The following is a 22,147-nucleotide window of genomic DNA, read 5'->3' on the forward strand; positions in this document are numbered from 1 at the left end:
AATACTGTAGCCTCTTTATAGCCTTGAAAGGCAGTCATTGTTATCGATGACTGCCTTTTTTTAACGGAAATGCTCAGCAAATAAATCAGCCAAATAACGAGCTAAGGTATCTGGTATATCATGACCAAGTCCTGGAATCAGCCTAAAATCAGCGTGCGGGATAGTTCTCGATAGGCTATGACCATGAGCAGGAGGCAGTAGCCTGTCTTTTGAGCCATGCACAATTAATGTTGGTTGTTTGATTTTTTTATCTATATCTACTAAAGAGCCTGTCGCTAATAGTGCCAATAATTGACGACTTACTCCTTTGGGATAAAAGCGGCGTTTGTAGAGTAGCTTAGTGCGCTTTAAGGCCCGCTTTTCATCAAAAAAGTCAGGAGAGGCAATAACCCGTTGTAAGTGCAGGTTGTTTTCAATAACCTCAGTAGCATCTTTACTCTGTGGGATAGGCTTGGTCAAAGCCCTAAGGGCATCAATCCTAGGCGGCGGTAAAAAAGGTTTGTTATTGCTAGTGGCTAGCAGACCTAGCTTCTCGACTCTATCTGGATGCTCAGCGGCTAGAATTTGAGCAATCATACCGCCCATAGACATCCCGATCACATAACACTTCTCAATTTGTAACGCATTTAACAGCTGATGCACATCCTCAGTCATATCAAAAAGGGTATAAGGGATACTGTCTTCTTCAATATGAATGGGTAAGCCAAGCTTAAATCGTGATAATAAAGCCAGTTTTTTGGAGACTGATTTATACTCTTTGGTGAGTTTGTTTTTGTGCTTAAGCTTGCTTGATTTGCCTATATCACGATTATCAAATCGAATCACTTGATATCCTGAGCTGATTAACTGTTGGCAAAACAGGTTTGACCAAACCAAAGACTGAGCGCCGAGCCCCATAATTAATAAAATAATAGGATCACCCTCATCACCACCACGCTCTAAGTAGAACTTATACTTTGGTGTTTTTATCTTATAGGCTTGCATAAAATGCGCATACTTTGAGGGTTTGGTCTTAATTTTGTACTGATTATCTACTGTTGTTTCGGACATGAAAAACCTAGTCTTCTTAGTTGATTACTCAATGAGAGGCTATCATCACAGAAGACTAGTGTATTTGAATGTCAGTTTGATGACAGTTAACTGACTTGCAACATATGCTTTTTTAGCTCAGCGACGATGAAGGGTTGGAAGTAGTCGGGTAAGTCGTGCGACATGCCTTTGATGAGCTTGAAGGTAGCATTGGGGATGTCTTTGGCGACCGCTTTGCCATGTGAAGGCGGCAAGAGTCCATCATTGCTGCCATGCATCACCAAAGTAGGTGCTTTAATCTCTTTACTATAAGGCTGCACCGAGCCGGTCATTAAAATAGCCTTTAGTTGCTGGACGCTACCCACTGGATAAAAGCAGCGCTGGTACCTTAATTTAGCGACCTCAGCCACAGCTTCTTCATCGATATGACCTTGTGAGCCTACAGTTCTTATAAACCATTTGCCATGCGCAACGATATCTTCTTCTTTGTAACTGTTGGGGCGTTTGATTAACGTATACAGTTGTTTTGGGCGAGGGGGCGCTAATAAAGGCTTATTATGAGTAGAGAATACTAAGGCCAAGCGGTCTACTAAATGCGGATGCTTGGCGGCCAAAATCTGGGCAATGATACCGCCCATCGAGGCACCTAGTACATGCACTTGACGAAAGCCTAAAGCTTTAATCAAACCTGCAGTATCCTCTGCCATATCATCTAAGCGATAGGCAACGGGAGTTTTTGAGTTGTCCAGCCCTAGCTGTAGTTTTATCATGGCAGCAAGGGTATTGGTTTTTGGAAGATCTGAGCGTGAAATCTTGGTAGATAGACCAATATCTCGATTATCAAAGCGAATGACAAAGAATCCCGCCTCAATAAGGCGTTTTACAAAGTTCTCAGGCCAAAAGATAAGCTGTGAGCCTAACCCCATAATCAACAGTAACGGAGGGTGTTGCGGATTACCACCCACTTCGACACAAAGCTCAATATCCTCGGAAACTGGAATTATGGCTTGTTGCATCATCTCTGAAACAGGCGAGGGATACCAATCATACTGGTTGAGAATAGAGTTTGGCATGATATGTTAAATCCTTTTATTGGCTTTGAGTCATAACTATTAAAATAAATTACACCTCTAGCATTTCAAAGTCTAATTTACCGACGCCGCATTCAGGGCAGGTCCAATCATCAGGAATATCTTCCCATTTGGTTCCCGGTGCAATTCCTTCTTCTGGGCAACCTAACTCTTCGTCATATATCCAGCCACAAATTATACATTCCCATTTTTTCATTATAAAGCTCCCTATAAAGCACAAGGTTAATGTTTAAATTTGGGCATTGATTATAGCAAACAAGCTTAGTAACAGGTATTCGATTTTCAGTAGTCTATCTGTAAGACTCAAGGAGGAGGATATGGTAAAATAGGTGTTTTGTTAAACAATAGCCCTCTCTATATGTTTATCTTACCTCTTCGACCCTAATTTTGATGGAAAACTTATGAGTGACAACCCTCAAAGCCTCTCAAGCGTACAAGAGACAGGTACTGCGCCACTGAGCAATGAAATTTTACAAAGCCGCAGACAGCATGACTTGTGGAAAGCCATTCGCACTGTTCCTGACTTCCCTAAGCCCGGTATTGATTTTTATGACATCACGCCACTACTGCTGGATCATGTGGATGAAGTCATTGATGCTATGCTAGCCGCTTTACCAGATGGTCTATTAGAGCAGATTGATTGTTTTGTGGCTGTTGAAGCCCGTGGTTTTGTATTTGCTAGTCTGTTATCGGGACGCTTGGGCAAAGGTATGGTGTTGCTGCGTAAGCCTGGCAAACTACCGCCTCCTGTGGCCAATAAGTCATATGCGTTAGAATATGGCAGCGATACCTTGGAAATCCAAGGCGGTATGGCCCCGCGCAAAGTATTGTTGGTGGATGACATCTTAGCGACTGGGGGCACTTTAAATACCGCTTATCATTTGTGCCAAGAAGCCGGTCATGAAGTGGCAGGGGTGTTGGTATTGTTAGATTTAGTAGACTTACATAAGCCATTCCCAGTACCAGTATATACGGTATTAGAAGGCTAAACTCTTAGCAATAATGGATATGGCAGATAATAAAAAACTCTACGCAAGCGTAGAGTTTTTTGGTTTAAAGACAGTTAAAGCTAAGGTGCTGGATAGTTATTGATACAGCTGTTACTTGTCTTAACGCTATTTGTTTAATTGTTTTAAAGCCTTTGCTAGCTCATCACGGGCATTGATAAAGCCCTCAATACCTTTAGGTAATAAATGCTGAGTAATGCTGTCTTTTTCATATTCAGCACTGAACTGCTCTTCAGTTAGGCTTACCTTGGGCATAGTTTCGCTTGCCATGTCGGCTGAGAGTACTTGTTCTACGTTGGTGTCTAAAGCCGCCAACTCATCCAAAAGATCTGGTGAGATGGTTAGTAGGTCACATCCTGCCAAAGCTAGAATCTGATCAACACTTCTGAAGCTGGCACCCATAACCTGAGTTTTATAGCCGTGCTGTTTGTAATACTGATAAGTACGCTTAACTGACTGAACACCCATGTCTTCACTGACAGGAATGTTTTGACGGTTTTGTTCGCGTTTTTGCCAGTCAAGGATACGGCCAACAAAAGGAGAGATTAGCGTCACGCCCGCTTCGGCACAAGCCACAGCCTGGTGCTGACCAAAGATTAGAGTTAGGTTACAGTGGATACCCTCTTTTTCTAATTGTTCAGCGGCTTTAATGCCTTGCCAAGTGGCAGCGATTTTAATCAAGATGCGGTCTTTGTCTACGCCGGCACGCTCATAAGCTTCCATAAATTCGTGGGCTTTGGCAATGGTGCCTTCAGTGTCATAAGACAATCTAGCGTCCACTTCAGTTGACACACGGCCATCAATTAACTTTAGTATGTCACAGCCTACTTGAACCGTTAAATCATCAATCACTTTATCAATCATGTCATCACCATGATTGGAGTAACGGTTCAGGGTATCAGCCAACATGGCCTGCTTATCTGGGTGGGTGAGTGCTTTGGTGATTAGACTGGGGTTAGTCGTGGCATCAACTGGCTTTAAGCGAGCAATGGCACTTAAGTCTCCAGTATCAGCAACAATAGTAGTCATGGTTTGTAATTGTGATAAGGCACTCATCATCTATTCCTAATTTATTTCTATGGGATTAAAAAATATTAAGGGTATCATCACAGTTGTATATGCTAAGTTATAGTAAATTAATACAGTAACTTAATATAAAAGTGCGGACCCTCTAGCGTTAATTTTTGCAGAGTATTAAACTAGCTTAATACCATTAAAAATACACTTTCCTATCCACAAATCGACTGAAAAGGGGAGGGAAGTGTATTTACAACTTAAACGACGCTATCTTAACAGGGCGTAAGTTTGTTATAGTTACTTTATTATGACTTGTAACATACCTAACTATCATAACATGACCCATAGGCTTTTTTATGACTTCGTCAACAAATAACGATAATAACGCTAATAACAATACCCAAACAGGGGCTACTGAACAATTTTCAGCTCCTGAGAATGTATTGGTTGAATTACGCCAAAAAATTGACCAAGTGGATGGTGAAATTTTACAGCTCATTAGTAATCGTGCCAAACTTGCGCAAGAAGTGGCTGTTTTCAAAAAAGAACACGCAGATGAGGTGGATACCAACCCCATCTTCTACCGCCCAGAGCGTGAAGCGCAGGTTCTAAAAAATATTATGAAGCGCAACCAAGCTTCAGACAGTCCTATTAGTGATGAGAAGATGGCGCGCTTGTTTCGCGAAATTATGTCGATTTGCTTAGATTTAGAAGCTCCGCAAAAAATTGCATTTTTAGGTCCTGTCGGCACCTTTACTCATGCCGCGGCATTAAAGCACTTTGGTAAGGCTTCTACTACGGTACCCTTAACCACTATTACTGACGTATTCCGTGAGGTTGAAGCAGGTTCTGCTATGTATGGTGTGGTGCCGGTGGAGAACTCTTCAGAGGGGGTGGTAAACCATACCCTTGATGGCTTCTTAACTTCCTCACTGAAAATTATCGGTGAAGTAGAGCTGCCTATCCATCATAACTTCTTAGTGGCAGAACACACCAAAGTTGACAGCTTGAGCCGTATCTACTCGCATCAACAGTCATTGGCCCAGTGTCGTCATTGGCTGGATGTGAACTATCCTAATGTAGAGCGAGTTCAGGTCTCAAGTAATGGTGAAGCGGCACGTAGATTAAAGAATGAGTGGCATTCGGCGGCCATTGCTGGTGATGTGGCTGTAGCTGAGTATGGTTTATATAAGCTGCATGAAAATATTGAGGACAACCCAGGCAATACCACTCGATTCCTAATCATTGGTCATGAAGATATCGCGCCTTCAGGTCATGACAAAACCTCCATCTTAGTCTCAGCGCATAACAAAGCAGGGGCGTTGATTGAAATTCTGAAGCCGTTGTCTAAGTATGGGGTATCTATGACCAGTATTGAGACCCGTCCTGAACGTCCAAACAAGTGGGCATACGTGTTCTTTATCGATATGGAAGGTCATATTGAAGATGAGAATGTTAGAGCCGCTATTGAGGAGATTCGTCCTTTAGTCCGTGATGTTAGAATTTTAGGCTCTTACCCTCAAGCCGTTATTTAGAGCCTTAAGCTATTATTAAGCCTTAAGCTGCTGTTTAAAGCTTAAGGCTTAAAGCTAAAATGTTGTTAATCCGCCAGTATCAGTTACCCATTGGCTATTTGTCACAAAATTAGGTAAAACCATGACCGAAAAAACATTTTTAACCCCAGCCTACGATAGCATCCTAAAACTAAAAGCTTATCAAACCGGTAAATCTGTTGAGGATTTAAAGCGTGAGTATGAGGTTAATGATGTCCTAAAATTAGCTAGTAACGAGAACCCTTTGGGATCGTCTCCTTATGTGACCCTCGCGATTACCAAGCAGTTGGATCAGCTGGCTCGCTATCCAGATTGTAACGGTACGAATTTAAAGCAAGCGGTGGCAGACTTTAATGATGTGCATAGCAGTCAAGTCACTTTGGGTAATGGCTCTAACGACTTATTAGATATCATCGCTCGGACGTTTGTTAGTCATAACGATGCCATAGTTTATAGTGAGTACGCCTTCATTGTGTACTCTATGTTGGCCAAAATGATTGGAGCTACTGGGATTGAAGTGCCTGCTAAGCGCTATGGGCATGACTTACAGGCGATGCTTGAGGCCATTCAGCAAAGCGGTAATGTGCGTATGGTATTTATTGCCAACCCCAATAACCCAACCGGTACTTTATTGAGCAAACAAGAGATTCGAGAGTTTGTAGAGCAAGTACCAGCACATGTTTTGGTGGTATTGGATGAGGCTTATATTGAATACTGCGAAGAGAGTAATAATCGTCAGTTAATTGATGAGTTTGATAACGTTATATTGGTAAGAACCTTCTCTAAAGCATATGGGCTGGCGGGTCTGCGTGTCGGTTATGCCTTAAGTCATGCGAATATTGCGGATATGCTGAACCGTATCAGACAGCCATTTAATGTCAGTTTATTGGCGCAATCAGCTGCGGTAGCTGCTTTGGCCGATCAAGATTTTATCGCCAAAGTTCATAAAATAAACGATGGTCAGATGCGCTGGATCTGTAAGCAATTTGATGCGCTAGGCCTAGGCTTTGTTAAGTCGTATGCCAACTTCGTCATGGTGAATGTAGGCGACGCTGATAGCATTAACCAAGCTTTATTAGAGCAAGGTATCCTAGTACTTCCTTTGGCAAGTTATGGGCTTGATGAGTGGCTACGTATTACGGTAGGAACTCCAGAGGACAATACTCGGCTAATAGATACTCTTCGCGACACCTTGGAATCTATGTAAGTTTGCTATACTACATTGTTTTGGCAGTTGTGATGAAGCGCAAAAGCCAGTCAAAGCACTTTAATAAAGCAATATAAAATTGATATCCTCATTATTAATATAATACTCATTACTAATATAATAAAAGTAGGTTAATAAAAAATGCTGTTTGAACAGGTTTGTATAATAGGTTTGGGCTTAATTGGTGCAAGCTTGGCTCAAGCTATCAGAGACAGACAGCTGGTTGGAAGGTTGGTAGCGGTAGACAAGCATGCTGCTAGTATCGAAACCGCCATAGCAGACGATGTGATAGATGCAGGCAGTGATTCATTATTTGATGTGGTAACAGGCAGTGACTGTATCATTGTGGCAGTCCCAGTTAAGACTGTCGGTGCTGTCTTCAAGGATATCGAACAAGCCATGCAACAAGGCTTAATTGAAAAAGATTGCATCATCAGTGACGTCAGTAGTACCAAGCAAAATGTGGTCGAGGCTGCCAAAGAAGTCTTTCAACAGCTGCCTTCAGGTTTTGTACCGGCGCATCCCATCGCTGGAGCCGAGCAGTCTGGCTATAATGCCCGCCGTAGCAACTTATTTGTCAATCATAGCTTAATCATTTGTGAGCTAAAGTCCACTGACCCTAACGCCATTGATAAGGTGGCTAAGCTTTGGGAGGGTGTGGGTGCCACCATTATGAAAATGGGGGTCGAGCATCACGATGCAGTACTGGCTTACACTAGCCATTTACCGCATTTACTGGCCTTTAACTTAGTAGAACAATTGGCCAGTCATGATGATAATATGGATATTTTTCGCTATGCAGCCGGGGGTTTTCGAGATTTCACCCGCATCGCCGCCAGCGATCCAGTCATGTGGCATGATATTTTTATTGCCAATAAACCAGCTTTAATCAATGCTTTGGATGAATACAGCAAATATTTATCAGAATTACGCAGTTTAATTATTAATGAGGATTCTACTCAACTATTAGGTTTACTGGGCCGGGCTCAATCCGCCAGAAAACATTTCGGTCATATGCTGACCAGCACTCCTTATACAAAAAAACTAACGGACCCTTCTAATACGGACAACTCTATGGCAACCTCAAATCAAGCCTCTAGCGCATACATTATTACCCCAAGTACCACTATTAATGGCAGCATGACTGTTCCAGGCGATAAATCTATCTCCCACCGCAGTATTATGTTTGGCAGTTTGGCTGAAGGGGTTACCAAGGTCACTGGATTTTTAGAAGGAGAAGATGCCTTAGCAACCCTACAAGCTTTTAGAGATATGGGGGTCACTATTGAAGGTCCAGAAAATGGGGAAGTAACCATTCATGGTGTGGGGATTAATGGACTTAAGCCCAGTAAAACGCCTTTATATATGGGCAACTCTGGTACGACCATGCGTTTGTTATCGGGTATTCTAGCAGCTCAGCCATTCGATAGCGTGTTAACCGGTGATGCCAGCCTATCGAAGCGTCCTATGGAGCGTGTGGCGAAGCCATTACGTGAGATGGGCGCTACACTACAAACCACAGGTGAGCGCGGCACCGCACCTATTAGTATTACTGGTAGCGATAAGCGAGGCAGTAAGCTACAAGGCATTACTTATGATATGCCAGTGGCTTCGGCACAAGTTAAATCATGCTTGTTGCTAGCCGGCCTATGGGCAGAAGGCAAGACCACAGTGATTCAGCCTGAAATTAGCCGTGACCATACTGAGCGTATGTTAACTGCCTTTGGTTATGACGTCGAAGTTGAAGACAATAAAATCAGTGTGGTTGGCGGCGGTAAGCTGACAGCGTGTGATATTGCGGTGCCTGCTGATATCTCTTCTGCAGCTTTCTTTATGGTAGCGGCTGCCATTGCCAAAGACAGTGAAATTACCATTACTAAGGTCGGTATGAACCCCACACGTACCGGGGTTATTGATATCTTAAAGCTGATGAATGCTGATATCACTATTAGTAATGAGACCTTTGTTGGCGGTGAGCCTGTCGCTGATATCACAATTAAGTCTTCACAATTAAAAGGCATTCAAATCCCTGAAGAGCTAGTGCCACTGGCCATTGACGAGTTCCCAGTATTGTTTATTGCTGCCAGCTGTGCTGAAGGTCAAACTGTGCTTACCGGTGCCAAAGAATTGCGTGTCAAAGAGTCGGATCGTATCGCAGTGATGGCGGATGGTCTAACTCAGCTAGGCGTGGACTGCACTGTGACAGAAGATGGTATTATCATTGAAGGTAAAGGTGGCGATAATTCAGAAGCGGTATTTGGCGGCGCAGAGATTTATTCACATCATGACCATCGTATTGCCATGAGCTTCTCGGTAGCCAGCTTAAGAGCCTCAGATACTATTAAAATTGAAGGGGTTGAAACGGTAAATACTAGCTTCCCAGGATTTGCTGAGCTGTGTAATAGACTGGGTATGAATATTGAAGTGAAGTCGGTATAGCTCTCACTATTGATTACAGATCTAGCCTCAGATATTCAGCAGTAAATTTTAATAAAGCAAAATAAAAGTGTGATAAAAAAGATAGATATTAAAAGACAAAAATAAAGCCATCCTAACCAGGGTGGCTTTGCTCTTTTTATGCTAATAAAGATAATACACAGTTGTCCGCTAGCAGCCTATATAATGGACAGCCAATATTCAGCAAACAAATAGACTCACTCACACATCGCAAGCCGTATTCTGGATTGTTTATATGTCTTTATCCACCTCAAACAACAGCACACCCAGCAAACCCAAAACCGCAGTAGTGCATACCACCAGCAAGGGTATTCTCACAGCTTTAGCCGCCTTTAGTATCTGGGGTAGCTTCCCGTTTTATTTTAAGCAACTAGGAGAATACAATGCGGTTGAAATTATTGGGCACCGTATTGTCTGGACTTTTGCCTGTTTGGCGGTGTTTTTGGTGGTGACCAAACGCTGGCAGTGGATAAGCACTCTGAAATCAAATCCTCGTCTAATCTGGATTACTTTTTTATCGGGTATTATTATTGCCATTAACTGGCTCACTTATGTTTGGGCGGTCAATGCCAATCTGATATTAGAGGCCAGTTTGGGCTACTTCATTAGCCCTTTAATCGGTATTTTATTATCCCTAGTGTTTTTGCAAGAAAGATTGCGTCCGCTGCAGTGGATTGCTGTGTCACTTGCCTTAGCTTCGGTGTTAATTCAAGTGGTGATGCTGGGCAGTATTCCCTGGGTATCTTTGGTGTTGGCCTGCTCCTTTAGTGTGTATGGAGTCATGCAAAGACGCACCCCACTGCAAGCAGTAGATGCGATGTTTATAGAGACAGCTTTGCTAGTGCCCATTTGTATCTGGTGGTTTATGAGCTCTGATGTGGCCAGCTCATCACTGTCATTTTGGCTGAGCAATAAGATTTGGTTTTTGATGCTTGCCGGCCCCATTACTTTGATACCTCTATTGTTATTTAACAAATCAACCAAAATGGTGGCTTTTAGTATTTTAAGCTTTATGAACTATCTGACCCCGACCATTATTTTCTTATTGGCTATCTTCTATTATCATGAGCCGTTTGATAGCCAAAGATTAATGATCTTTAGCCTGATTTGGTTTGGGTTATTTTTATTTAGTATTGATTTGTGGCAAAACAGACCCTCTAAAATGCTAAAAAAAGAAACACTTAGTAGCGAATAAGTCCATTAACTACCTTTATCTAGCCAAGTACAACCTAGCCAAGTATAAGTTAAGCCAATAGAGCCAAGTAATAGCCAAACTAGGACTAACTACACTAATTATTAGTTTTATAAGATGAGAATATTGTCATGAGAGAGCCACAAAAAAACACGGATTTTGTTAAGGTTAAAGGACTGAAAGTTAATGCGGTAATAGGGGTATTTGATTGGGAGCGTGAAATTGAACAGCCCCTATTAATTGATGTATCTATGGCCACAGATATTAGTAAAGCGGGCAAAAGCGATGATATCGAAGATGCCATTAATTACAAAGAAGTATGTGATGATATCACTGAGCTGTGTCAGCAAACCAAAGCCATGCTGATTGAGCGACTGGCTGAATTAATTGCAGAGCATATCTTAGCCAAATACAACACCAGTCAAGTTGAAGTTAGTGTAGCCAAACCCACTGCCATTAGAGAGGCCGATGCGGTTGCCGTCCAAATTATTAGAACTTCTGCTGCAAGCTAGATTTGAGTTATAGACCTACAGCTATGGAATCTCAAAAAACCGTGAGGGGTTAACTATTGATGTGTAGCCATAAACTATCAGCACAATGCTCTATAAAAGAGACTGATGAAAATAGCCTAAGCAGTTCAAAACACATAACTGCCTTAAGTCATTTAAGTTACTTAGACAGCTCAAGCTCTATTCAAGAAAGTATTCAACAGCAAATTATTTCAGAGATTCAGCCTTTATTACAGATTGCTGATATCACTCCTGCAGGCTATATTGTCGAGCTCGGCAGTAACCAAAAGGCAAGTTATCATTTGCAGCAAAGTAGGGAAGTGCTTGAAAATCAGGCGAGTCACGCATATTGGTCGACTGAGTTTATTAATCCAGATTATACAGCTACGGCAGCAAACCCTAAGCCTGACTATACCAATCAGTGCGGTTACTTGCAGCTAAATAACGCCGATCAGCCTAGATTAAATTTAGGGGAGTTGGTAAAAGCGAGCAAAGTGATTGAAAAACAGATTCAACAAGATTGTTATGAGGCCGAAAAGATCAATCGGCTTGAAGTCGATGAATTATTGCAATCTATCACCGAGCCTAAAAATAGAGTGGTTATTATAGATATCGATATCTTAGCTATTGTGACTGATTCAGGTGAGATCATTGCTGTTGAAGAACGCTACCCATTCAAAAATCATGAATGGGTAGGTTTAATTGAGCTTTATGATAATAAGTGTCTATCTTAAACTGCAGTGGCTATCTTAAGCCCCAGTTATTACACTCTCAGTATTTTAATTGTTTAAGCGCTTTATAGATGTCATTCATGATTAATTATTCATCATGTCAATCTCATCTACCGAGATTTTTTCACAGTCTTTGGGCTTAAAGGTTGGGTCTAGTTTGCACAGTGCTTTTTGCAGTTCATTAATACGGGCCTCAGACTGCTGAATGTGACTAAGCACTTTGCTAAAGGCTTCAGCAACCGGGTCTTCTGAATCTGGGTTTAGGCCATAAGCACTAAAGTCAACTCTCTCCGATAAGCGTTTGCCATTAACCTGCTCATAATTTTTGGAGCTGTCTGGGCAGTCTGGATCTTTAGCTGATTGACTGGCTTTTTGGTTGGTATTGACCGTCTCAGTCTCAGTGGGAGCATTGATCATTCTGGCAGCGCTACCCACCATAGTTGCTTCAGCAGGAACTTCTTTTACCACAACGGCGTTAGAGCCAATTTTGGCATTTTTACCCACAGTGAAGGGGCCTAGAACTTTGGCACCTGCACCAACAATAACCCCGTCTTCTAAAGTAGGGTGACGCTTGCCTTGTCCTAAGGAGACACCCCCTAAGGTTACGCCATGGTATAAGGTAACATCATCACCAATCTTGGCTGTTTCCCCAATGACAACCCCCATACCGTGGTCAATAAAAAAACGTCTGCCAATTTTCGCTGCCGGATGAATCTCAATGCCGGTAAGCATGCGAGAGCCATAAGAGATGGCTCGAGCAGAGAATTTATAGTCCTTGTTCCACAGGTAGTGAGCACCGCGGTGTAACATCAAAGCATGGATGCCAGGATAGGTTAATAAAACCTCTGTACTGTTTCTGGCAGCTGGGTCACGTTCGAATACCGCAGCGATATCCTCTTGCAATGAGGCTTTGGCTTTTTTTATGGCTTTAAGTAGTCTCATAGGATTGTCTTATTTTATGGTCAGTGTGGGTTAAACATATAGGTCAGTATAACGTTACAGCTTTCTTTTAATCTTAGCAATAATAGAGCTTACAATCTCAAATTCTTTTTGATCCAACTGCAGTCTTGATAGTAAGCGTGATAGGCGGCTCGGTAGCTCCCTTAGTTTATCAGCTTCTGTGGTTTCTACTAAGTCTAAATGCTGCATCAGCTCAATAATTCGGGTCTGTAGTTGGTTTTTTTGTTGTTGGTCGACAGCTGGCATGTCCCAACTTTGCCTCTGTAATATCTCAATCTCAGTATCAGTATCATTAGCAGTCGGCTTAGCCTGTAGATCATGTTGTAGAAAACGACTGTAAATAAAGCTGGCTATTACCTGTATCGCCGAGGCCACATTAAGTACAGGATAGTCGGGATTGGCGTCTATTTGAATATGATAATCAGCCAAGGCCAACTCTTGGTTAGTCAGCCCTCGGTCCTCACGGCCAAATAAGATAGCGACCTTGGTCTCATCAATCGGTCTAGCTACAATGATATCAGCTGCTTCAGTGGGAGTGACCACAGGGCGGGGAATGTGTCGTTGACGACTGCTAGCGGCAAATACCAGATGGCAATCTGCCAAGGCGTCCTCTAAGCTTTCTACCACAGTACAGTCAGCTAATACCGATTTAGCCCCTGCAGCATGCGCCACACTGTTTTCATCGATAGGCAGCTTAGGGTCAACCACTACTAAATCAGTTAATCCCATAGTTAACATGGCTCTTGCTGCTGAGCCAATATTGGCAGGCAGGGTAGTATTAACCATCACTATTTTAATGTTCTTTAGGCGTTGACTCAGTAAAGAGTTAGGCTGTAAAGCTTCAGTGCTAGTGGAATTATGTTTTGTAGAGGGAGAAGTAGGGGCGGTCATAAAATATCTTAGGCTTATGTATTGCTAATTGAAGCGTTAAGTGTAATGAAAGTTGGGCTGAAAATCTATCAGTGCTTTTTTTGAGTTAGGTTGAACCCTCTATTGTACCTTTTAATTTTACTCTAAGCTTTGTATATAGCTCGAGCATAGTTCAGAAAAGACCTGTACTTGTGGAGATAAGGTTCTATTGGCAATACTGAACATACCTATCTGGCGCTTTATATCAGGGTCTATAAGCGGTATCCAAATTAAATGGTTGTCGTATTCTGGGAAAGCTAATTTAGGTAAGGTTGTCACCCCCAGCCCATTTCTTAGTAGAGAAAATAGGGAGGTGATATTACCTACCTCATATCTAGGTTTGATATTGATTTCATAAGCTGGCGTATGATTAAGGAGATGACAAGTACCGTTATAAATAAAAGGTTCGTCTAATAGCTCCTGCCAGACTACGCCCTGTGTAAACTGGGCAAGTCGGTGGTTTTTGGTACAAACGACACCTATGGGATCAGCAAGTAAAAATGAAAATACCACTTCCTCTTGATGCGTAGTGTCTAAGTTGCCTAGAGCAATATCTACTTCACCAGTGAGCAGTCGGTTACAGACACCTACCGAATTGTCATCGACTAAGCTTATCTCTACATCCGGATAGCGTTGTGAGAACTCTGCTAGAACGTCAGGAAGCAGCTTGGTCGCAATGGAGGGAACAGTAGCTATTCTAATCTTACCGTATTTACCTAAGGCTGTGGACTGTAAGTCAGTCTCTAAACGGTGATAAAGCTGCATAAAGCTTTTTATTTTGGGAACACACTCTTCTCCGAAAGGAGTTAATGTTGAGTTGTTACCTGGTTCAAACAAGTTTCTTCCCAGTTCATTTTCTAATGCTTTTATGGAGGAGGATAAGGTAGCCTGAGAACGATTGGCTTGAGAAGCCGCTGCACGAAATCCGCCTTCCTCTACAACATATAACAAATGACGTAATTGTTGCAATTTAATATTCATACTAAACAACCTCCCTGTTGCTCTCCTACATTGTAGTTAATGATAGTGATAGATTAAATCTATCATATATAAAATATTACTTGTTAGAATTATCATTTAAATTTACTTAATATATTAGTTATTAAATATAGAAACTATTAAATATAGTAACTAATGAAATAGCTTTAGGATGAGCTAATTAGACTCCTCATCTCTTTTCAATACTTGGGGGGAGACACTCCATAAACTACAAAACTTTATACCCTAATTTATTTTATTTAAAGTTTGCAAGGATGCAATTATGGCTACTTCACCAACCAGTAATGCGCTTTATATCAATGGAAAATGGCGTACAGGCACACATACTATTACCAATATAAACCCATCAGATATCAGTGAAACTATTGGTGAGTACGCACAAGCTGATGAGTCACATGTGCAACAAGCCATTGCTGCTGCAAGATGTGCTCAGCCTGAGTGGGCTCGTGTGCCGATGGAGCGTAAACAGGCTATTTTGCAATCTATTGGTGATGAGTTGATTGCTCGTTGTGATGAATTGGGCAGTCTGCTTTCGCGAGAAGAAGGCAAACCTTTTGCTGAGGGACGTGGAGAGATCTATCGTTCAGGTCAATTCTTTCACTATTTTGCGGCTGAAGTTCTGCGTCAAATGGGAGATATAGCTGATTCAGTACGCCCTGGTGTGAAGATTGAGGTGACACGTGAAGCCGTTGGTGTGGTAGTTATTATTTCACCTTGGAATTTCCCCACGGCTACTGCTGCTTGGAAAATTGCACCTGCTTTAGCTTTTGGCAACAGTGTAATTTGGAAGCCTGCGAATTTAACCCCTGCCAGTGCTGTAGCTTTGACAGAGATTATCCATCGTCATGGCTTGCCGGCAGGAACCTTTAATCTGGTCTTAGGCAGGGGTGATAGTGTGGGTGATGCCTTGGTTAACTCAGCTGATATTGATGCCGTAAGCTTTACCGGCTCTGTACCAACGGGGCGTAAAGTGGCAGCAGCAACTGCACCAAACTTTGTGCGCTGTCAGTTAGAGATGGGAAGTAAGAATGCCTTAGTAATTGCTGATGATGCTGATTTAGATATTGCGATTGAGGCGACTATTGCAGGTTCTTTCTCTAGTGCCGGCCAAAAATGTACCGCCTCTTCTCGGTTACTGGTTATGGACAGTGTTTACGATGAGTATGTCGAGAAGCTTGTGCAGCGTATGCAAACATTGAGAGTAGGTCATGCGCTACAAGAAGGGGTTTTTATGGGTCCTGTGGTAGATGATAAGCAATTGGCTTCAAACCTTGATTGGGTACAAAAAGCTAAGCAACAGGGGGCTGAAATTGCTTTAGGGGGTGTGCGTTTAGATATGCCAAATGATGGGTATTATATGGCGCCAACCCTTTTATTAGGCACCCAAAACGATTGGGAAATTAACCAAGAAGAGATTTTTGCTCCCGTAGCGTCAGTGATTCGTATCAGTGATGATATTGAAGAAGCTATCGCCATTACTAACGCTACTCGCTTTGGTCTGACTGGCGGAATTATCACTCAAAGCTTGGGTAATAGCGCTTTATTTAAAGAGCTGGCGGAGGTCGGCTGTGTCATGGTGAACTTAGCTACTGCGGGTACCGATTATCATGTTCCGTTTGGGGGTCGTAAGTCATCAAGCTATGGCCCACGTGAACAAGGCCAGTATGCCAAAGAGTTTTATACCCTTGTTAAAACCGCTTATCAGCGCGCCTACTAAACGCATAGAACCATTAAAAAGGATGTTTTCTTTAATAAGTTACAAGGATAGACGTACCATGTTTAACGATCAAATGGTTATAGATGGGTTGCAGTACAGCAACTGGAATAGGGATTACTTGTTGATGCTAAAAGCCAGTGGTATTGATGCTGTACATGTCACCTTGGTTTACCATGAAGATGCTCGTGCCACGTTGACTCGTTTTGCACAATGGGAACAACGTTTTGAACAGAATTCTGACCTTATTATGGCTATAAGCCATGCTCAAGATATAAAAGAAGCCAAAGAGCTTGGCAAAGTAGGTATTTTATTTGGCGCCCAAAACTGCTCATCAATTGAAGATGAGATTGGTCTAGTAAGTGTGATGCGTAAGCAGGGATTAGCCATTATGCAGCTAAGTTATAACAATCAAAGTTTGTTGGCAGCCGGTTGTTATGAAAAGCATGACCCAGGCATTACTCGTTTTGGTGAGCAAGTTATCAAAGAGATGAACCGTGTAGGCATGATAATCGATATGTCACATAGCGCTGAAAGATCAACGCTTCACGCCATCGATTTATCAGAGCGTCCTATTTGCATCAGCCATGCCAACCCAACCTTTGCCTATGAGGCACTGCGTAATAAGTCAGATACAGTTATAAAAGCTTTAGCGGCTAATGAGGGTCTATTAGGCTTTAGTTTATACCCTTTGCATTTACCTAATGGTAGCCACTGCAGTTTAGAAGACTTCTGTGAGATGGTTGCTAAAACTGCAGAGATGGTCGGTGTCGATCATTTAGGTATTGGTAGTGATTTGTGTCTCAATCAACCTCAGTCTGTGCTTGATTGGATGCGTAATGGACGTTGGTCGAAGAAGATGGATTATGGTGAAGGCTCTGCCGGTATTTCAGGTTGGCCTGATACTCTGCCTTGGTTTGCAGGCGAAGAGGGCATGCGAAATATTTACCAAGGCTTATTAAAAGTTGGCTTTACTGACCCTGAAGCGGGACAGGTTATTGGAGGTAACTGGTATAACTTTTTACAAAACTCACTTGAGCCCATGCCTGAGCTTAATAGCAGTTATGAAACAGTCAGTAAGTCCTCTGAAGAGTTGGTGTAATAGATCCTTTAGATTGAGATTTTAGTTTATCTGCTTACTTATTTAATAGTCTGTTTTATGCAACACATGCATTTGGTTAACAACAGTAGTTTGTAACTATGAAAGTGAGTTGATGGTAGGTGGTGATTGTTGATTAAGTTGCCAGCAGTAACCATAGCTTTTTTTCGCATCGTGTGGTTATAAGTATAAATTGGGCAGGACGCCCTAGACGCTTAGCCTACCTAGGCTTGTCGTCGAAGCGTAAATACTAAACAGATATAAGGAAGTAGGATTATGGCTAATATGGATATCATCCCCGGCACTGAGACCGGGTTGGAGTCAAACTCAAACAAAATACCGCATCCTCAATTAGAGTCAAAAGATACATTGGGCTTAAAGAACCCGGCTTTATGGTATAGCGGTGGTTTTATCATCTTATTCGTGCTGATGGCTATATTTAATCAGCAGTACTTAGCTCAAGTAGTTGAGGTTGGATTTAATTGGTCGGTGAAGTTTTTTGGCCCTTTTTGGCAGATACTGTTAATGGCCACATTTGTGATTGCTATGGCGGTTAGTGCAGGTCGCACAGGCCGGGTGATCTTAGGTAACATGGCAGAGCCTGAGATGGATAGCTTCAAGTGGATGGCTATTTTATTCTGTACTTTGCTAGCAGGGGGTGGCGTATTTTGGGCTGCTGCTGAACCCATGGCACACTTTGCATCGCCGCCTCCATTATTCGCTGAAACTACAGACATCCAGCAAAGAGCTGTAAATGCCTTATCACAATCTTTCATGCATTGGGGGTTTTTGGCCTGGGCAATTGTAGGCAGCTTATCTGCAATTGTCATTATGCATCTGCACTATGACAAAGGTCTGCCTCTAAAACCTCGTACTTTCCTTTATCCTGTGTTTGGAAAGAGGGTCTTAACCGGTCAAACAGGAGCCATTATTGATGCCTGCTGTATTATCGCAGTGGCCGCAGGAACCATTGGTCCCATAGGGTTTTTAGGACTACAAATCAGTTATGCCTTAAATGCTTTATATGGTATTCCAGATACTTTTATTACTCAGGCGATCATCATCGTTCTGGCTATAGTGTTGTATACGATATCAGCCATTAGCGGTTTAAGCCGTGGTATGCAATTTCTTAGCCGGGTAAATGTGATTTTAGCCTCGGGTTTAATGCTATTTATTTTGGTCTTTGGTCCTAGTAGCTTTATTATTAACGGCTATATCCAAGGCGTTGGCAACATGGTTAATAACTTTATACCTATGGCTACTTTTCGGGGTGATGAGGGTTGGTTAAGTTGGTGGACGGTATTTTTCTGGGGTTGGTTCTTAGGTTATGGGCCTATGATGGCGATTTTTATTGCCCGTATCTCACGGGGCCGTACTATTCGTCAGTTGATAACCACAGTATGTATTATTGCTCCTTTGGCCACTTGTTTTTGGTTCACCATCGTCGGGGGATCAGGTCTGGCTTTTGAAATTGCAAATCCAGGGAGTGTCAGTGCAGCTTTTGAGGGTTTCAACTTCCCTGGAGCCTTGTTGGCTATTACCCAGCAACTTCCATTCCCCACAGTAATGTCAATATTGTTTTTGATTTTGACCACAATTTTTATAATTACCACCGGTGATTCGATGACTTATACCATCAGTGTGGTAATTAGTGGAGAGCGTGAGCCCAATGCCTTAATACGTACTTTTTGGGGGGTAATGATGGGTATGACCGCCATCGTACTAATCTCTATTGGATCAGGGGGTGTGACCGCACTACAGTCATTTATCGTAATAACTGCAGTTCCTGTCTCCTTCATTATGTTGCCTTCATTATGGAATGGTCCACAAATTGCGAAGCAAATGGCAAAAGAGCAAGATTTATATCGACCTAATAGCTTAATAATAGCGAAGCCTGTAGTGCCAGCCGTTGTTGAGTCGGAGGTGGTAGCTGGAAGCTTAGAGCCCAAGGCAATTATTAAAGAAAAACAGTCATAAAAGTTAAACAATAGCTTTTAATCAGCATTACTAGGAGCAATAAGAATATGAGCATAACTATTGATAATAGCGACAACCGAAGTAGTTGGCTACATGACCTTAAGACTTTGAGCTTGCGTGACCCTAGTGATGTTATGAACCCTGATAGATTAGGAGCAATGCAGCAAACTAGAATTAGCTTTGTAAGAACTTTGCTAAGAAAGATAAGCCGAGAACAATGGCAACTGAATAAGCAAAGCTGGTGCATATCAGATGAGGGATATGGCCATGCTATTTATCGTTTAACCACTAATAATGGTGTCTATCATTTGGTGGTGTTCTGTGATCAGATTGCAGATGAAGATCGAAACGACCGGGTGATTGCAGAACGGTGGGATGTGGCATTTTGTTTAGTATTAGGTGAGGTACCTGATGATTTATTACAACAATTACACGCCAATATCCCATTACAAGAGGCCGGTAGAAATTGTAACAAAGTTATTGTGCTGGCTCGAGCAAATAAAAGTGTTCGTGTTTTTGAACATATTGTTGAGCGTCTAGCCAGTGGCAAGCAGCCCTCTCCTGAGGTGTTGGCGCAAGTAGGCTATATTCTTCGGACCACAGCAGTCTATGGTAACGGAAAATTTGGTATTCATGACTTTAAGCCATTAGAAAAAACCATCGACTTTGGTCAATCGTTTAGTGCCCAGATGTGTGCAGTCTATCTGCTACGTCAGTTCAGCTTGGATTGGGTTGAGTTCTTAGCAAAGGTCAGAGGTGGGGACAAGGCGGTAAGTCTTCATCCTAAGTTGCAGCGGTATCTAGGTGTGGGTAATGCGACAGGTCTGGGTATGGCGCCTTATCTTATTAATCATCCTAGTATCGTGGATCAGTGGTTAACTGCTAGAGAGCATGCCTTAGCCACAGTGTTAGATGAGAGGATTGAAGCCAGTAAGCTCATTTTATTACAAGGATATCTGAGGCGTGCGGTACAACACCTTCAGCAAGTAGTCACAATTAATGAGGCGCAGCAGCAGAAGAATGAAATAGCGGTATTAGAGCTTGATACATTACTTCAGCATCTAGAATCGACAGCCTCTAAATTAGGCACTTGGCGAGAGTTACTAAAGCTTTATCAGTACTTGAGCTTTGAAGCTCAAGAAGTGTTGATAGCCTGTTTAATGGAGCTATACCCTGAGAAAGTCGATATATTTGAGTCTTTTATGAATACTGATGAAACCATGGAGGTACCTTTAGGTAAAAAAGTAGAGGATATAATTTCTATTTTAGAAAATCGTTATCAGTGGGCAATTTATACAGATTTCAATGAGCCACAAAATATATATTGGTTTTGGTATCGTTCAGAGGATAAAGAGGAGCCAAGACTTGGTATTCGGGGTGTAGAGCAAGGTACTGAAAAAGAGTTGCCTTTAGATATTGGCCGGCAGGTACTGAATCTTTATCTAGCATTACAGCAGGCTGATAGTGAGCAAAAACTATCTGAGTTTATCTTAGAAAATCCAAAGTACCGTGGGATTATTCGCCGTGTCTGGAATATGGGTAATAAATTAATGGGAGATATTCAAATGAACGTGCTGCATAAAGAGGCGTTACCCATGAATTTACTACGGTGTAAATTATCTATGTTTGGAGCGACTAAGTTCGACCCTCGTTCAGACAGATGGGTACGTATTACTTTATTCCAAGGTGCTCCTTTATTTAATGAGGTTCATGAGGGAGAGTGGCTATTTCCTTTGTTACCGACAGAAGAGGAAATACAGCAAGGACTGGAAATATGATAGTCTCACATAACGAAATTATAAGCTTGGTAAAAAAGGCCTTTCTTGGTACGCACAATGAATATGGTGAGTCAGATCTTATTGCCAATATGGTAGCCGAGCTACAGATGGCTGGGCTTGATGGAATTCGCCAATTTAATAAAGCCAATGAATATCTATTTAGTGAAAAAGAGGTTGAGATAGATATCATAAGTGACCAGATTATTGATAAGGTGATATTAGATGCAGATGATAAGTACTCTAAGTCGACGCTAACTTTGAAGTTTGATTTTCATGGTAATAGTATTGTCTATCATCTGCCTGCAGTGCTAGATTATGCGCTAGAGCACTTTGCAGAGGGTCCGCACCATCATATTAAGATTGAGCTAAAAAACTGCCATAATCGTTGGTTGGCTTATGCAGAGCTAGTTAGACTTGCTGCAAAAGGTATTGCCTGTATGGCTAGATGGGATAATGGCACAGACCCTAAGCATACTTTATATATATTGAATTTAGGTAGTATCTACCCCGAGCTTTATTTCTTCGATGAGCAAATTGATGAAGTAGATGCACCTCAAGATATGATTATTGAGCTTGCGGATAATGACTTTGTACAAGAGTTCTATGCTAAAAATCATACAGGTTCTCTTAGCTCAATAGAAATACTAAAGAGCCATCAGTTATCATGGGATTTGGGGATTGAAGTTGATCCTGAACAATGGAATGTCCTAAAAAAAACTGCTCAACATATGTTAGTCAAAAATAGCGAGCAGTCGGTGAGAGGTGCTGGTGGAGTATAGAGCCTATAACAACAAGTTGTTTATGTTCAGTTTATACTTATAGGTCTTTGAATTCTCAAGTTTAATAAAAAAAGAAGCCTACAGCTATCTGCAGGCTTCTTTTTTATTGTATTTTTATATGGTATTAATTTAGTCCTAA

19 protein-coding genes are annotated in these 22,147 nt (G+C 42.0%); 12 read left to right on the forward strand and 7 right to left on the reverse strand.

Features of this window, described 5'->3' with window-relative positions; genetic code table 11:
- Nucleotides 1-60: 60 nt before the first annotated feature.
- The 3 genes from G561_RS0107115 to G561_RS0107125 all read right to left on the reverse strand — a co-directional run bounded on the left by G561_RS0107115 (nucleotide 61) and on the right by G561_RS0107125 (nucleotide 2,316).
- Nucleotides 61-1,050, reverse strand: a complete 990-nt coding sequence (locus G561_RS0107115) for an alpha/beta fold hydrolase (RefSeq protein ID WP_028858917.1) — start codon at nucleotides 1,048-1,050, stop codon at nucleotides 61-63.
- Between the two features lie 86 nt (nucleotides 1,051-1,136).
- Nucleotides 1,137-2,102: an alpha/beta fold hydrolase gene (locus tag G561_RS0107120; RefSeq protein WP_037031928.1), complete on the reverse strand. Its 966-nt coding sequence runs from the start codon at nucleotides 2,100-2,102 to the stop codon at nucleotides 1,137-1,139.
- A 49-nt stretch (nucleotides 2,103-2,151) separates the two neighbouring features.
- On the reverse strand, nucleotides 2,152-2,316 hold the full coding sequence (locus G561_RS0107125; protein WP_028858919.1) for a rubredoxin: 165 nt from the start codon (nucleotides 2,314-2,316) through the stop codon (nucleotides 2,152-2,154).
- Between the two features lie 205 nt (nucleotides 2,317-2,521).
- On the opposite strand from G561_RS0107125, the gene G561_RS0107130 reads away from it, so the two are divergent.
- Nucleotides 2,522-3,109: an adenine phosphoribosyltransferase gene (locus G561_RS0107130; protein WP_037031929.1), complete on the forward strand. Its 588-nt coding sequence runs from the start codon at nucleotides 2,522-2,524 to the stop codon at nucleotides 3,107-3,109.
- 126 nt (nucleotides 3,110-3,235) lie between these two features.
- On the opposite strand, the gene G561_RS0107140 is transcribed toward G561_RS0107130, so the two are convergent.
- A complete protein-coding gene (locus G561_RS0107140) occupies nucleotides 3,236-4,183 on the reverse strand; it encodes a transaldolase (protein WP_028858921.1) in 948 nt (315 codons plus the stop codon).
- A gap of 317 nt (nucleotides 4,184-4,500) precedes the next feature.
- Here G561_RS0107140 and pheA point away from each other — a divergent pair, with 317 nt between their 5' ends.
- From pheA to G561_RS0107170, 6 genes are all read left to right on the forward strand, one after another.
- The gene (pheA, locus tag G561_RS0107145; RefSeq protein WP_028858922.1) at nucleotides 4,501-5,679 is read left to right on the forward strand and encodes a prephenate dehydratase; all 1,179 of its coding nucleotides are present in this window, start codon (nucleotides 4,501-4,503) and stop codon (nucleotides 5,677-5,679) included.
- A 121-nt stretch (nucleotides 5,680-5,800) separates the two neighbouring features.
- Nucleotides 5,801-6,904, forward strand: coding sequence for a histidinol-phosphate transaminase (gene hisC, locus G561_RS0107150; RefSeq protein ID WP_028858923.1), 1,104 nt, complete (start codon nucleotides 5,801-5,803; stop codon nucleotides 6,902-6,904).
- Between the two features lie 141 nt (nucleotides 6,905-7,045).
- Nucleotides 7,046-9,343, forward strand: coding sequence for a bifunctional prephenate dehydrogenase/3-phosphoshikimate 1-carboxyvinyltransferase (locus tag G561_RS0107155; RefSeq protein WP_028858924.1), 2,298 nt, complete (start codon nucleotides 7,046-7,048; stop codon nucleotides 9,341-9,343).
- 253 nt (nucleotides 9,344-9,596) lie between these two features.
- Nucleotides 9,597-10,556, forward strand: a complete 960-nt coding sequence (rarD, locus tag G561_RS0107160; RefSeq protein WP_028858925.1) for an EamA family transporter RarD — start codon at nucleotides 9,597-9,599, stop codon at nucleotides 10,554-10,556.
- A 128-nt stretch (nucleotides 10,557-10,684) separates the two neighbouring features.
- Nucleotides 10,685-11,065 carry a dihydroneopterin aldolase gene (gene folB, locus G561_RS0107165; protein ID WP_028858926.1) on the forward strand — a complete coding sequence of 127 codons (381 nt, stop codon included), beginning with the start codon at nucleotides 10,685-10,687 and terminating at the stop codon, nucleotides 11,063-11,065.
- A 59-nt stretch (nucleotides 11,066-11,124) separates the two neighbouring features.
- The gene (locus G561_RS0107170) at nucleotides 11,125-11,796 is read left to right on the forward strand and encodes a hypothetical protein (RefSeq protein WP_028858927.1); all 672 of its coding nucleotides are present in this window, start codon (nucleotides 11,125-11,127) and stop codon (nucleotides 11,794-11,796) included.
- An 81-nt stretch (nucleotides 11,797-11,877) separates the two neighbouring features.
- On the opposite strand, the gene cysE is transcribed toward G561_RS0107170, so the two are convergent.
- The 3 genes from cysE to G561_RS0107185 all read right to left on the reverse strand — a co-directional run bounded on the left by cysE (nucleotide 11,878) and on the right by G561_RS0107185 (nucleotide 14,643).
- Nucleotides 11,878-12,735, reverse strand: coding sequence for a serine O-acetyltransferase (gene cysE / locus G561_RS0107175; protein ID WP_037031931.1), 858 nt, complete (start codon nucleotides 12,733-12,735; stop codon nucleotides 11,878-11,880).
- Between the two features lie 54 nt (nucleotides 12,736-12,789).
- On the reverse strand, nucleotides 12,790-13,644 hold the full coding sequence (locus G561_RS0107180) for an RNA methyltransferase (RefSeq protein WP_028858929.1): 855 nt from the start codon (nucleotides 13,642-13,644) through the stop codon (nucleotides 12,790-12,792).
- Between the two features lie 117 nt (nucleotides 13,645-13,761).
- The gene (locus G561_RS0107185; protein ID WP_028858930.1) at nucleotides 13,762-14,643 is read right to left on the reverse strand and encodes a LysR family transcriptional regulator; all 882 of its coding nucleotides are present in this window, start codon (nucleotides 14,641-14,643) and stop codon (nucleotides 13,762-13,764) included.
- 280 nt (nucleotides 14,644-14,923) lie between these two features.
- Between G561_RS0107185 and G561_RS0107190 the strand changes: the two genes are divergently transcribed.
- From G561_RS0107190 to G561_RS0107210, 5 genes are all read left to right on the forward strand, one after another.
- Entirely contained in the window at nucleotides 14,924-16,378 is a 1,455-nt protein-coding gene (locus tag G561_RS0107190) for an aldehyde dehydrogenase family protein (RefSeq protein WP_028858931.1), read from the forward strand.
- Nucleotides 16,379-16,436: 58 nt separating this feature from the next.
- Nucleotides 16,437-17,477: a membrane dipeptidase gene (locus G561_RS0107195; RefSeq protein ID WP_028858932.1), complete on the forward strand. Its 1,041-nt coding sequence runs from the start codon at nucleotides 16,437-16,439 to the stop codon at nucleotides 17,475-17,477.
- Between the two features lie 282 nt (nucleotides 17,478-17,759).
- Nucleotides 17,760-19,451, forward strand: a complete 1,692-nt coding sequence (locus G561_RS0107200; protein ID WP_228707616.1) for a BCCT family transporter — start codon at nucleotides 17,760-17,762, stop codon at nucleotides 19,449-19,451.
- Between the two features lie 47 nt (nucleotides 19,452-19,498).
- Complete coding sequence (locus tag G561_RS0107205) at nucleotides 19,499-21,229, forward strand: hypothetical protein (protein ID WP_028858934.1); 1,731 nt, start codon at nucleotides 19,499-19,501, stop codon at nucleotides 21,227-21,229.
- A complete protein-coding gene (locus G561_RS0107210) occupies nucleotides 21,226-22,008 on the forward strand; it encodes a DUF3726 domain-containing protein (protein WP_028858935.1) in 783 nt (260 codons plus the stop codon). Before G561_RS0107205 ends, G561_RS0107210 begins: the two co-directional genes overlap by 4 nt.
- Nucleotides 22,009-22,147: the final 139 nt, after the last annotated feature.

It is taken from the genome of Psychrobacter phenylpyruvicus DSM 7000 = NBRC 102152 (assembly GCF_000685805.1).
Taxonomy (GTDB): domain Bacteria; phylum Pseudomonadota; class Gammaproteobacteria; order Pseudomonadales; family Moraxellaceae; genus Psychrobacter; species Psychrobacter phenylpyruvicus.